General features: G+C 44.6%; 14 protein-coding genes. 8 read left to right on the plus strand and 6 right to left on the minus strand.

Annotated features, from left to right (window positions below):
* Window positions 1-93: 93 nt before the first annotated feature.
* Complete coding sequence (locus NP165_RS17630; protein ID WP_257085840.1) at window positions 94-882, minus strand: IclR family transcriptional regulator; 789 nt, start codon at window positions 880-882, stop codon at window positions 94-96.
* 157 nt (window positions 883-1039) lie between these two features.
* On the opposite strand from NP165_RS17630, the gene pta reads away from it, so the two are divergent.
* A complete protein-coding gene (gene pta, locus NP165_RS17635) occupies window positions 1040-2089 on the plus strand; it encodes a phosphate acetyltransferase (RefSeq protein WP_257085841.1) in 1050 nt (349 codons plus the stop codon).
* Window positions 2090-2098: 9 nt separating this feature from the next.
* On the plus strand, window positions 2099-2857 hold the full coding sequence (locus NP165_RS17640; protein ID WP_257085842.1) for a sulfite exporter TauE/SafE family protein: 759 nt from the start codon (window positions 2099-2101) through the stop codon (window positions 2855-2857).
* 136 nt (window positions 2858-2993) lie between these two features.
* On the opposite strand, the gene NP165_RS17645 is transcribed toward NP165_RS17640, so the two are convergent.
* Window positions 2994-3914, minus strand: a complete 921-nt coding sequence (locus NP165_RS17645; protein WP_257085843.1) for a M14 family metallopeptidase — start codon at window positions 3912-3914, stop codon at window positions 2994-2996.
* A 179-nt stretch (window positions 3915-4093) separates the two neighbouring features.
* On the opposite strand from NP165_RS17645, the gene NP165_RS17650 reads away from it, so the two are divergent.
* Window positions 4094-4987, plus strand: a complete 894-nt coding sequence (locus tag NP165_RS17650; protein ID WP_257085844.1) for a DUF808 domain-containing protein — start codon at window positions 4094-4096, stop codon at window positions 4985-4987.
* A gap of 42 nt (window positions 4988-5029) precedes the next feature.
* Here NP165_RS17650 and NP165_RS17655 read toward each other — a convergent pair whose 3' ends face one another.
* Window positions 5030-5677, minus strand: coding sequence for a DsbA family oxidoreductase (locus NP165_RS17655; RefSeq protein WP_257085845.1), 648 nt, complete (start codon window positions 5675-5677; stop codon window positions 5030-5032).
* 210 nt (window positions 5678-5887) lie between these two features.
* On the opposite strand from NP165_RS17655, the gene NP165_RS17660 reads away from it, so the two are divergent.
* Window positions 5888-7246 (plus strand): alpha-amylase family glycosyl hydrolase, encoded by a 1359-nt coding sequence (locus tag NP165_RS17660; protein ID WP_257085846.1) that lies wholly within the window; start codon window positions 5888-5890, stop codon window positions 7244-7246.
* 96 nt (window positions 7247-7342) lie between these two features.
* On the opposite strand, the gene NP165_RS17665 is transcribed toward NP165_RS17660, so the two are convergent.
* The gene (locus tag NP165_RS17665; protein ID WP_257085847.1) at window positions 7343-7948 is read right to left on the minus strand and encodes an AraC family transcriptional regulator; all 606 of its coding nucleotides are present in this window, start codon (window positions 7946-7948) and stop codon (window positions 7343-7345) included.
* A 176-nt stretch (window positions 7949-8124) separates the two neighbouring features.
* On the opposite strand from NP165_RS17665, the gene NP165_RS17670 reads away from it, so the two are divergent.
* The gene (locus tag NP165_RS17670) at window positions 8125-9225 is read left to right on the plus strand and encodes a 1-acyl-sn-glycerol-3-phosphate acyltransferase (RefSeq protein ID WP_257085848.1); all 1101 of its coding nucleotides are present in this window, start codon (window positions 8125-8127) and stop codon (window positions 9223-9225) included.
* A 77-nt stretch (window positions 9226-9302) separates the two neighbouring features.
* Here NP165_RS17670 and NP165_RS17675 read toward each other — a convergent pair whose 3' ends face one another.
* Both NP165_RS17675 and NP165_RS17680 read right to left on the minus strand, forming a co-directional pair.
* Complete coding sequence (locus NP165_RS17675) at window positions 9303-9902, minus strand: hypothetical protein (protein ID WP_371133731.1); 600 nt, start codon at window positions 9900-9902, stop codon at window positions 9303-9305.
* A gap of 130 nt (window positions 9903-10032) precedes the next feature.
* Window positions 10033-10326 carry a YfcZ/YiiS family protein gene (locus NP165_RS17680; protein WP_257085849.1) on the minus strand — a complete coding sequence of 98 codons (294 nt, stop codon included), beginning with the start codon at window positions 10324-10326 and terminating at the stop codon, window positions 10033-10035.
* Between the two features lie 491 nt (window positions 10327-10817).
* On the opposite strand from NP165_RS17680, the gene NP165_RS17685 reads away from it, so the two are divergent.
* The 3 genes from NP165_RS17685 to NP165_RS17695 all read left to right on the plus strand — a co-directional run bounded on the left by NP165_RS17685 (window position 10818) and on the right by NP165_RS17695 (window position 12867).
* Window positions 10818-11276 carry a TetR family transcriptional regulator gene (locus tag NP165_RS17685; RefSeq protein WP_257085850.1) on the plus strand — a complete coding sequence of 153 codons (459 nt, stop codon included), beginning with the start codon at window positions 10818-10820 and terminating at the stop codon, window positions 11274-11276.
* Between the two features lie 152 nt (window positions 11277-11428).
* Window positions 11429-12430: a response regulator gene (locus NP165_RS17690; RefSeq protein WP_257085851.1), complete on the plus strand. Its 1002-nt coding sequence runs from the start codon at window positions 11429-11431 to the stop codon at window positions 12428-12430.
* Window positions 12430-12867, plus strand: a complete 438-nt coding sequence (locus NP165_RS17695; RefSeq protein ID WP_257085852.1) for a PAS domain-containing protein — start codon at window positions 12430-12432, stop codon at window positions 12865-12867. The genes NP165_RS17690 and NP165_RS17695 overlap by 1 nt, the downstream gene beginning before the upstream one ends.
* The last annotated feature ends 30 nt before the right edge of the window (window positions 12868-12897 follow it).

The following is a 12897-nucleotide window of genomic DNA, read 5'->3' on the forward strand; positions in this document are numbered from 1 at the left end:
GTAGCGATTCATTCCATTAGGTTTTGTTGTTTTGCCAGGCTAAGTGGTTACGGTATCCACTTAGCCTTTTTGAGGGTGTTGGGAGGAGGGGGATTAATGTTCGCCCCAATTATCGGCTTCTATTTTTGCTAGTGCTTTCGCTGCTTTTTGAAGTGTCGGTAAAAACTTAATGGCTTCATCGGGCTTAACGCGAATCACAGGGGCTTGTATTGCTAAACCAAGATTCGATTGTCCTGTCGGAGAGGGCACAAGCACAGCAATACAGACTAAACCGGGCAGAAACTCTTCATTATCAATGGCGAAACCTTGGATTTTTGCTTCCTCGATGTTTTTTTCCAATTCAGCGTAATCAGTAATCGTGTTTACGGTATATTGAGTGAGAGGAACATTCTCAATAAGTCGTCGACGTTGTGATTTCGACATATGCCCTAGAAACAGTTTGCCCGTTGCAGAGCAGTGAGCCGGTACTCTCGACCCCGGATGCAAGTGGAAGCGAAGAGGAGCTTCTGTTTCTGCTCTATCGAGGTAGATGATCTCGCCGCTAGAAAGCGCGGTTAAATTACAACTTTCTCCCACCTCTTCTCTGAGGTTTTCAAGAATAGTACGTCGTGCACTGTGCATGGTGCTATTTAGCAATAAGTTCTCGGCTAGCTTTCTCAAACGAATGCCCGAGCTATAGTGCTTTTCATCCCCGTCTTTTTGAATGATGCCTGCGGCTTCTAACTGCTGCAACATACGATGTAGGGTTGGTTTTGGTAGTCCGGTTTCTTCTACTAATCCTTGAAGAGAGATGAACTCGTCTTTTTGCGCTATCACCTCTAACAGTGCAAAAAGTCTGAGCGTAGGAGTATCTCCTTGAACCTGTGGCGTTTCTGTTGGCATAGAGTCATTTATCCTTGTGATGCGTCGAAGTATTAGATTGTACATTTCAAATTAATTTTTATCTATTTTTCGAATAAAAATTGATCTTTTTTATTGATGAATTTAATGCTAAATTAAATTTCGGAACAAATTGTATCAATAAATGGATGTGTTTTATATGAAGGCGATGGAAAGGATTATCAAAAAAGCTCACTTAGATCTTAAGCGAGTGGTGATGAGCGAAGGTGAAGACCCTCGCGTGCTTGCTGCAGCGCGTATGGCCGTGGATAAGCAATTGGCATACATTACTTTGGTTGGTGATGAACAAACGATTGCCATGACTGCGGAACGGCACAATGTGAGTCTTGCGGGTATTCAAATTGTTTCTACTCAGGATTCGCCTCTTACAGAAGTGTTGGCTGAGCGCCTATACCTTTTGCGTAAAGCGAAAGGCATGTCCTACAACGAATCCCTAGAACAGGTGAAAAATCCTCTTATTTTTGCCAACTTAATGGTGAGAGAAGGACTTGCTGACGGCACAGTGAACGGCGCTGTTTATACTACCTCCGATGTGGTGCGTGCGGCTTTGCAAATTATCGGCCCTGCACCGGACTGCGAGTTAGTGTCGAGCTTCTTTTTGATGATGCTGTGCGAACCGTTTCACAACCTCAAAGGTGGGTTGATATTCAGTGACTGCGGACTGGTGATTGATCCGAATGAAACTGAGCTTGCATCCATTGCCATCGCCGCGTCTGCCAGCGCTAAATCGCTATTAATGGAAGAACCTAAAGTGGCCATGCTGTCTTTTTCGACCAACGGCAGCGCGAAACATGAGTCTGTCGACAAAGTTCGCAGCGCAGCGCAGATAGTGAAAAAACGTTGTCCCGATATCGCCGTGGACCAAGACGTTCAGTTGGATGCCGCGATCGTTACTGAGATTGCAGCTAAAAAACTGCCGGATTCGCAAGTGAAAGGTCAGTCTAACGTTCTGATCTTCCCCAATTTAGAAGCGGGAAACATAGGCTACAAGTTGGCAGAAAGATTAGGCGGTGCGGTAGCAATAGGTCCTTTGTTACAAGGGTTGAACCAGCCTGCGAATGATCTATCCCGGGGATGCAGCGCTGAAGATATTTTTAATGTGATTGCGGTTACCGCGGTTCAAGCTCAACAAGATGGGAAGATAGACCAAGTTTCACCCGCCTCAATAAAAGAAGGCATCACCAACTAGGGAAAAGAAATGGAATTACAGACGTTACTCGCCATTCTTGCCGCCATAGTGATTGGCACTTACTTTCAGACCGTGACTGGCTTTGGTCTCGGTATCATTGTGATCGGTTTAACCGTGAGCCTTAATTTGGTTGCACTGCCCGTTATCGCCGCAGTAGTGAGTATCGTTACCTTGTTCAATTGCCTAGTGGCATTGGTGGGTAAACCCTTGTCTGGAGAACTTAAAATCACTCTGGCTTTAGTGGTGGGTATCGTTCCTGGCGTGATTGCTGGAGTATTCTTGCTCGGTCAACTCAATGAATCTGCGACCAATATATTGCGTGTTCTGCTAGGTATCATGATTTTAGCCGCAGGCCTCAATTTCATGTTTAAACCTAAGATGTTAGCAATGCGCTCCGCATCGGCATCCTTTTTATTTTCAGGATTCAGCTCTGGCCTCGCTGGTGGTTTGTTTGGCATGGCGGGACCACCCATTGTTTATCATCTTTACAAGCAGCCATTTTCCATTGAATTAATACGTAGCACGTTGCTGATGGTCTTTGCCTGCACGTCTGCCTCGCGCACCGCTTATGTGTATTTTGATGGCAGCCTAGGTACCAGTATCATTTGGTTATCTGTCATTGCGGTTCCGTTGGTGGCACTAGTGACCTTGGTTGCTAGGCGTTATCCGCCACCATTGTCTAACGACCAGTTGAGGAAATTGGTATTTGGAGTATTGATGGTAGTTGGTGGGTACTTGATAGGGGATTCTGCTACGTCCTGGGCGTAAAAATAGACGTCATCCGCAGCAAAGTCATCTTTGAGTTCCTTTGTCCCTAAATGGTTTAGGCCAAAGATCATTCAATGTATGTTAATGCGATTTCCCCCTGCCTAAATTCATAAATTAGAGGGCAGGGGGTATCAAATTAGGGTTGGCTCTGCGTCAGCACGTAATCAAGTGCTCCTACAAGTGCAGCGACTTGAGCATCATTACATTCTTCATCCGTCACTTTGGCACTGTCTGGGTATACTTCAGTCGTTGTACCGTATTGGCAGTCTGTGACACCACCACAAAGCCCTAGCTTAACCATTGGGTAATTAATCACACCGTGCTGAGTCATCGGAGAACCGATGATTTCGTCGTTCTCGTCTGGCGGCGCAATGTGGGTCACTTTACTCACTGATGCAATCACAGCCGCTTGAAAATCTGGTTGAGGGTTCTCAGTATCACCAACAGTGTAGAAACCATCAGGAATCGTTCCTGCGATGTACTCTACGCCATCTCGGGCAGCTAACGCAGGTCTGAATTCAGATTCATCGGTATCCGTTGTCTCATGCAGATCGACATGCACCAAGATGTTGCCATCAATCGACTCAACCAACTTCATTAAATTCGCTGACTCTTCTGCAGGGCTATTCGCATAGAAGGAGCGATTTGGGTCAATGGCCAACGGATTCCAGCGGTTGATCGTTTCGTAACCCCAAGGGCTGACACATGGTGCCACAACGATATTGAAGTATTTGCTGTAATGAGCCATTTGCGTCTCGGCGAATTTTAATGCGCCATGAACACCACTGGTTTCGTAACCATGTACACCGCCCGTTACTAAAACAACGGGTTTAGTGCGGTCCCAGTTTGTGCTCTTAATGCAGAACAACGGGTAACGTTCGGCATCGTACGAAAGGGCACCGTACTGTTCCACGTCAAATTGCTCTGATAGGGCGTTGATCTTTGGTACAACTTCTTTTTGATATTCACGCTTAATGGTCGTTTGGTCGCGCCACTCAAGACGTTGAGCTTCGCCCCATTTTTCTCCAGGAGTGCCGATTGGATAGGAACTGTGCATGATACTGCCTTTTATTGTTATATAAATTGAGAACTAGGATAGAGTGTGACAGGTACTCATGCAATCTCGTCTCTACGAAATTCTCATGTAGGTAGCGTTTTGCATATTTCAGTTTGTACTCCAGATTTTCAGTGTTACATTTATTTACATTGACCTCTCATGCAAATAAGAGCGTATACATGGCTGGAGCAAGTTTGTTAACCCTACTCGATGATATCGCGAGTGTGTTGGATGATGTCGCGGCGATGTCGAAAGTGGCTGCAAAGAAAACGGCAGGCGTATTGGGAGATGATTTGGCGCTCAATGCCCAGCAGGTGTCCGGTGTGACGGCAGATCGGGAGCTCCCGGTGGTGTGGAGTGTGGCCAAAGGCTCCTTTAAGAACAAACTTATCCTTGTTCCCGCTGCCCTGCTCATCAGCTCCTTTGTGCCGTGGCTTATCATGCCTCTGCTGTTAATCGGTGGTTTGTTTCTTTGCTACGAAGGTGCCGAAAAGGTGTTAGAGAAGCTGTTTCATACATCCCATCAAGAGCCGAAAGAGGAACTCGTACAGGCTGACTCTGCCGAAGAGTATGAAAAGAAGAAAATAGCTGGCGCGATTCGTACTGACTTCATTCTTTCTGCAGAAATTATCGTGATTGCTCTGGGTACGGTACAAGGGCAAGCTATGAGTACACAAATCTTGGTCGTGAGCCTGATTGCGCTACTCATGACTATTGGCGTATATGGCTTAGTAGCGGGCATTGTCAAACTTGATGATCTGGGACTGTACCTGGAACAACGAGGAAAGGGCTTATCACAGAGCATAGGACGCGGGTTAGTTAACTTTGCGCCCAAGTTGATGAAAGGCCTGACTATAGTTGGAACGGCTGCCATGTTTTTGGTCGGGGGAGGCATTGTTGTCCACAACATCCCAATGATTCACCACTGGGTAGAGCCCATTATCACCAATATCCCTAATATTTCTCTTATACAGGCATTGTTCCCGACGTTTATGAATGGGCTCATCGGTGTGTTAGCTGGGCTGCTCGTCGTATTGATTTGGAGCGTAATATCCAAAATTAAGGGAGACTAAATGTCTGCTTCTTGCGCAGCTTTTAATCTCCCCACATCGTTCTTAATGTATGTTTTCAGTAATTTGTTTCAGAGCCGAAATGAAATTCTCTGAGGTTTGCGCCCCTGAAATGAGGTGCCTTTGGTTAATGATGAACGCGGGTACCGCATGAATGCCTGCATCTACCCACTGACGTTCGGTATGGACGACGGACTCTGCCCACCCTTGATCATTGATCACCATTTCCGCGATCTCTGGGTCAAGTCCCACTTGCTTCGCACACTCAATGAGCTGCGCAGAATTACTCACATCTTTCTGCTCACTGAAATAGGCTTTAAACAGTCTCATTTCGAGCTCGAACTGTTTACCCTCACCTGAAGCCCACATCAACAGTTGATGCGCTTTACGCGTGTTGTAGATTCTCATCTCATCGTAAAAGTTAAACTGGAATCCCACATCCTGTCCTAGTTGGGTTAGGTTTTGCCTCGCTAAAATACTGTCTTCTCGTGTTGTTCCATATTTTTCGTGTAAGTGTTCACGCAAGTCTTGTCCCTTGTTACCCATAGCAGGGTTGAGTTCAAACGGGTGCCAATGAATCTCGGCTTCAAGCTTGTCTGAAAGTGCCGCTAGTGCCATCTCTAAGCGTTTGTAGCCGATAATGCACCAAGGGCATACGACATCAGAGACGATATCAATTTGGATCTTTTTCATACTTCCCCCTGTAGAATTAGATGCTTTGATTATAGCGCTATCACGGACAAGATTATGTCAATAAGTACCCTGTTTCACATTATCTACGCCCGCTTGCTACTACGTAAAAAGTGCATGAAAGGGGGATAAGGAATAGAAATTGCCTTTGATATTATTAGAACCAGTTAAGGCTACTGTGGTAGCGATGAAGAAAAAGACGAGGAAATACTAATGTTCACCTCTAACGCAACAGACGTGGTTTTGCATGCGTTCGATTGGCCGTATGCATTGGTTACAGAAAGGGCGAAAGCAATTGCTCTCGCTGGATACAAATACGTTCTTGTGTCTCCACCAATGAAATCTAAAAAAAGTGACACGGGAACGCAGTGGTGGCAGCGTTATCAGCCACAAGACTATCGAGTCATTGATAATCAACTGGGTAACACGGACGATTTTAAACAAATGGTGATGGCTTTAGACGAGCACGGTGTGGGTGTTTATGCCGATGTGGTGTTCAACCATATGGCGAATGAGTCATCCATTCGAAGTGATTTGCAGTACCCAAGTGATGGAGAAATAGAACAATACAAGGCGGAGAAAGACTATTTCGAAAAACAGAAACTGTTTGGTGATTTGGACGAGCCGCTTTTTGATCACGATGACTTTGTAGAAGCCTTTGGCATTAAAGATTGGCAGGATAAATGGCAAGTTCAAAATGGACGCATTACTGGCGGACCGAAAGATCCGGGATTGCCAACACTACGAGTGAGTGACCATGTTATCGAGCAGCAAAAAAGCTATCTCAAGGCACTAAAGCAGCTGGGCGTAAAAGGATTTCGTATTGATGCAGCAAAGCATATGACGCTGGAACATCTACAACGAGTCTGGACTCAAGAGCTTTGCCATGATCTGCACATATTTGGTGAAATCATTACCAACGGTGGCGCAAGTAAGCTGGAATACGATCTTTTCCTAGAGCCGTTTTTAGCGAATACCCAATTTGGTGCGTATGATTTTCCGCTGTTTCAGATGACGTACGATTCACTGCAACCGGGCGGCAGTTTAAAAGATCTGGTGGATCCATACTGTTTCGGTCAAGCCTTGTCGCAGAATCGGGCAATTACGTTTGCAATTACTCATGATATACCAAACAACGAGGTATTTAGCGAACTCGTATTAGACGAGAAACTAGAGTGGTTGGCATACAGTTACATCCTAGGCCGTGATGGTGGTGTGCCTCTGATTTACTCCGATTTAGATACAAGTGGAATCACGGGTAACAACGGCAAGCCGCGTTGGCTAGATGTATGGAATAACCCCAAAATGGTCGCTGCTATCGGTTTTCACAATCATGTGCATGGTGAACCAATGGATGTACTCGAAGCATCAGAAGATTTGCTGATATTTGCGCGTGGCGATAAGGGCGTTGTGATCATCAATAAATCTAAGCGAGTTCAAACAGCGGAGCTTTCAATTTCAGGCCAATGGCAAGATGTGCTGTCTGGAAAAGAATGCAAAGGAGATGCAGGTAAGCGTGAACTGCGCATACCCGCATTAAGCAGCATGATGCTACTGAAAATTTCAGCTTAGTCATAAGGAAAAGGCGCATTTCTATGCGCCTTATGCCTAGGTACTTTTTCTAGTTAATTACTTGTAGTCGGTGCTTGTAGTCAGTGCTAGTAGTAGCTACTTGCCAAGAAGGAGTGTTTCTAGTTGAGCAAATGCTGCGCTATCTCCGCTAAACAATTTATTGATGATTTGTTCGCGCTTTTGACCGGAAAGCATCATCTTGTTTGCCTCTCGGACTTTCATCACCAATTGCTGTTCACTGGTCAATTCCGAGAGCTTGCAATCCCAACGCCAATGATTGATATGCTGTGTCATTGCACTTTCATACAATGTCGTTTTGGTGCTGGCCAATTCATTACGCAGTACCGCTAATAATGCTTGTTGCGACTCAGCATTCACATGGTTTTGACTGAGTTTGTTTAAAATCGCTGTGGTTAGCTCTTCTAGCTCAACATATCCGCCCTGTTTCGGCATTCGAGATCGTACGCGAGAGGACACTTCCACAAGCTGGATGTGTGAGCTTGGAAAGTAAGTAAGAGAGCAAAGCGCATCAAATGGCAGCCAAAATGCCTCACCTTTCTCAATCGCGTATTCTTGCTTACCCAGTTTCGCGAGTACTAAGCCTTCTCTGACAAAAAGCAGGGTATGTTTCAAAAGTTTGCGTCTCGGTGTGCAGCAAAGAAAATCTTGTCGCAGCGACTGATGGGAAATGGCGTAATGCATGGAAGTACTCGTATAACTTGGGGCGCTAAGGGTAACTTTTCTGACAAAAAAAGCCAATACGAATTAGAAATAGTGGATTTTCGTGGTCTGACCTTTTCAAATCTGAGAGAAGTATAGCTGCGAATAGGTGGAACTATGCGTAGAATGGGCCAGCTTTTTGTTTTGTGTACATAAGAATGACTACAAGTAACGACCCATTTATTGATATCCGTCCATACAATGATGACGAGATTCCAGCGGCGATTGATCGACTGGTAAACGATGAAGAATTTATTAGCGCTATTTTGCAGCACCGATTTTCAAATCACGCTGGCTGGTTCAAAGCATTAATGTCACCAGTGGTGAAAGTGTATCTGAAAATGAAATGGTCTAAGCTGAACTCTGTTGAAACGATCCAGCTGGAGGTGAAAAAGTACCTGGACCAAACACTCAGTGCCACAACTCAAGGTGTCACCTACAGCGGTCTAGAAAAACTGGATAAAAGTACGGCGTATCTTTTTGTGTCGAACCACCGTGATATTGCGATGGACCCGGCATTGGTTAACTACGGCCTACACCAAAGTCACCATAAAACCGTTCGTATCGCTATTGGCGACAACTTATTGAAAAAGCCGTGTGCAACGGAATTGATGAGGCTGAATAAGAGCTTCATCGTAAAACGTTCTGCAAAAGGCCCACGAGAAATGATGAAAGCATTGGGCACGTTGTCAGCTTACATCAAACACTCATTGGATACTGGCCACTCAATTTGGATTGCGCAAAAAGAAGGTCGTGCAAAAGATGGCAATGATTTTACCGATCCAGCCATTTTGAAAATGTTTCATGTTGAAGGCCGTAAACAGAAAGTCGATTTCTCGGATTACATCAAGTCACTGAAAATTGTACCTGTATCTATCTCATACGAAAACGACCCGTGTGATGTGGCGAAAGCAAAAGAGCTTTGGTCTAAAGCGGAGCGCGGCAGCTATGAAAAAGGTGAGTTTGAAGATATTGAAAGTATCATCCAAGGTATTGTGGGTGAAAAGGGCCATGTCCATGTCGCGTTTGGTGACGTGATTGAGCAAGGCTTCGACACTCCGGAAGCGTTGGCTGAAGAGATCGACAGACAGATTCATCAAAACTATAAGCTGTTCCCAATTAATAAACTCGCCGCTGGTGATGAACAAGTCAGTGATGAAGTGAAGGCGAAGCTCAAAGAGAAATTAGAGCAGTTACCTGAAGCGGCTCAACCGTATTTAATTGCTAGCTATGCAAATCCGGTAAATAATCAAAAGTAATGAAAACAAAAGTAACTTAAGCAAAAGTAAGTTACTTAAAAATAAATGAAAGGAGGGATGCCAAGTGCATCCCTTTTTTATGGAGCGACCGCCCCTCCCAGTGTGAGGTTCGTTGGCCATTTTGAAATACGATTACCTCCCAGATAGATGTTGCCGTTAACTGTCATCGTATCGGGAAACTCTCTTAATGCCGAGCCACCAATGTAGAGATTACCCTCTACGATCAAGCCTTCTGGCAGAGCGATGATGGGTGTTCGGATCACACTGAGATCGCCTTTTACTCGCAATCTAGGAGGGAGGGAGGTAAGAGGTGTGTCTGTTAAATTTAGGTAGCCACCAAGCTTGACGCCTTTTGGCCACCGAGCAACATCCGACCCTAAAAAGTTCGCGTACCCTCTAATTTTCAAACCTTTACTGATCTGTTTTAGCTGGCTGTTCGAGGCGTCTAAGCTGCCCTGAATATCCAACCCTTGTGGTAGCCGCAATATGGATGTCTTGGCGATATTCAAGTTTCCTTGTACCACTAACCCCGGGGGTAACTCGGTATAAGGTTTGTTACGCAAATCGAGATTCCCATAATTATCCAGGTGGTTAAGAACCCGAAATGGATCAAGTGTCTGACCGAGACTACTCATAGAGTGAAGAGCGAGGAGTGTTGCGAGAATAGCGAGTCTCATAAAGCTGACCAGAAAAGTTCGCGATTGGGAAATTGACTCTAGTATTATGACAAGGCGATAAAAGATCAACGATTGTGCCGCCGAGAATCAAAAAACGGGCGAAGCACCCGCTTTTATCGATAAATTTACGTTAACGCGTTAATGAACGAGTTTTCAATTCGAAGATGAGTTTTTCAGCGCTGACTTCAAATTTAAAGCGAGCGGTTAACTCTTTAGCGTTTTCTTCAAGCGGAGTGACTTCGTATTCTACGTTTGCTGACACTTGCTCGGCCAGTTCGATATATTTCGCTAACTCTGCTTCCAACAGCGCTTTGCTATCTGCGTAAATGGTGACTTCCGCTACTTCATCACCTTCTTTGATGAAAAAACCCATTTCGCCAGCGAAACCACAGGCTTCACATAGATCTTGTTGTTCGTCGCTCATATCAATATCCTCTTAAAGAAAGTGTGGGTATTTTAGCGGCTTCTTTGAAGTGAATCTATCAATTAAAACTCTATAAACTGACACTTAGCCCTTATGTTGTATCTTCATTTCATGTTGGCGTTGAGATTGAGGCGCTCGATTTACACTCATTGTTGAGATATGTGTCACTAAAACGTGAAGTTTAGCGTCATTTTATTGTCGTAACTAATGCATGTTAGTTGTAAGGGACTGCAATTTATAAGATTATCGCCACAGTCAATCGTAAAAATAATAAATGATCGCCTTGGTATTTGCTCTGCTTATGTCACTACTGGATTTTGGCTGCGCATTTGAACGTAAGTAATTGGTTTGAATGGTTGAGCTTTGTAGGCGATAGAGATTGAAATTCGTACATGTTATTGCCGCTTGCGCTGCTAGGTGAGTTATCACCAACGGTTTAATTGAAAAATTCATTTTGATGTAAACGGAATTAGATAGAGAAGAGCCCAAACATGCCAAAGCGTAGTAAAGAAGATACTGAGATTACCATCCAAAAAATCATGGACGCAGTTGTCGATCAACTTTTGCGTCTTGGTTACGACAAAATGTCCTATACAACCATTAGCCAGCAGACCGGTGTATCTAGAACAGGGATTAGTCACCACTTCCCAAAGAAAACCGATTTTACCGCGGCACTCGATGGTCGAATTTTTAAAATGTTTGTTGAACACGTTGACTTTGATAATGGACTGTCGGCGTTCTCTGACAGTTGGATAGCGGCGTTAGACAATGAAGAATTCCGCGCGATTTTGCGCCTGCTTTTCCACCATATCGTAACGTCACAAAAGACCCAAGAGTTTGCAACAAACGGTATTGAACGTTTGTATACCATGACAACCGCTCAATTTGGTCCAGAAAGCGAAAAGGAGCTGGAGTGGCTTATTGGTAAATCCTTGGTTCGTATGGCTTAGGGTTCGTATAACCTAGAATGGTGTTCATCTAAAGAGCCTTCATTGTAAGGCTCTTTTTTACATGACATTAATTCAAACTTGCCCCATATCTGGCGCATTAACTATCTGTTACACTGAAATCACTATTCTAAGAAGAAGTGGTAGATGTACGAATGTCTTATCCTATCCTCATATGTGATGATTCCGCTTTAGCAAGAAAGCAAATGGCTCGCTCACTCCCGCCAACGCTGAATGCGGATATCACATTCGCAGAGCATGGCTTGGATGCCTTAAACAAGCTGGAATGCTCTAAGTTTAAGCTGATGTTTCTCGACCTTACTATGCCCGTGCTGGATGGATTCGAAACATTGGAAGCGATTCGTGATCGTGGGATTGATATTTCCGTTATTGTTGTCTCTGGAGATATACAGCCCAAAGCTAAAGAACGAGTATTGGCACTGGGTGCTAAGGGGTTTATTCAAAAGCCTATCAATAAAGATGAGCTTAAAGAACTCCTCCGTTCTTTTATTGAACCCACACCAAGGCCAACTATCACCTCTTCTACGGTTGAGCTTCCGGCCCTTCGCCGACGTGATGTTTATATGGAAGTCGCCAACGTATCAATAGGGCGAGCGGCTGACGCACTGGCACGACACTTTGATGTTTTCGTGAACTTACCCTTACCGAATGTGAATATTTTTGAAGTGAGTGAGCTTCACATGGCGCTAAGGGATCTGACACAAAATAATCAAGTATCCGGCGTCTGTCAGGGATTCAGTGGGGAAGGTATTGCCGGTGAAGCATTGGTTTTGCTCAGTGATACTAGTGTGTCAGAGCTTAAAAAATTGATGAAGGTGCCAACAGAAACCGACGAACTGGAAGAGCTTGAGTTATTAATGGATGTCTCTAATATTCTGGTGGGTTCTTTCCTCAATGGGTTGGGGGAGCAGGCAGAAGTTCGTTTTTTCCAAAGCTCACCTGTGCTTCTTGGTCAGCATATCTCGGTTGATTCCGTTATTGAATCTACCTCTGGCTCGTTCAATAAAACGATGACGTTCGAAGTGAGTTACAACATTGATGGCAGTTCAATCCGTTGCGATCTACTGTTTATGTTTGTTGATGAGTCACTGCCATTACTGGACAACAAATTGGCCTACTTGATGGAGGAATTCTGATGTTAACTCTACCAGCCGAGTTTGAGCAGTTTCACTGGATGGTGGACATGGTTCACAATGTTGACTTAGGGCTAATCGTGATTGATAGGGATTATACTGTGCAGGTGTGGAATGGTTTTATGACTCACCACAGTGGAATCCAACCGCATGATGCAATAGGAAAATCATTATTTGAGTTGTTTCCTGAAATTCCTCAGGAGTGGTTTAGATTAAAAACCAAACCTGTTTATGATCTCGGTTGCCGAAGTTTTATTACTTGGCAGCAGAGGCCTTATTTATTTAAATGCCGTAATGTTCGTCCGGTCACACAGCAAGCGGATTTCATGTACCAGAATATAACCTTGAACCCGATGAGAACACCGACTGGAGAAGTACGAACGCTGTTCTTATCCATTCAAGACGCGACGGCTGAGGCGCTTATCTCCCTAAAGAAGTGAACCGGATGGTGGTTGCCTTAAAATAGGAGT

This window comes from Vibrio japonicus (assembly GCF_024582835.1).
In the GTDB taxonomy this organism is placed as follows: domain Bacteria; phylum Pseudomonadota; class Gammaproteobacteria; order Enterobacterales; family Vibrionaceae; genus Vibrio; species Vibrio japonicus.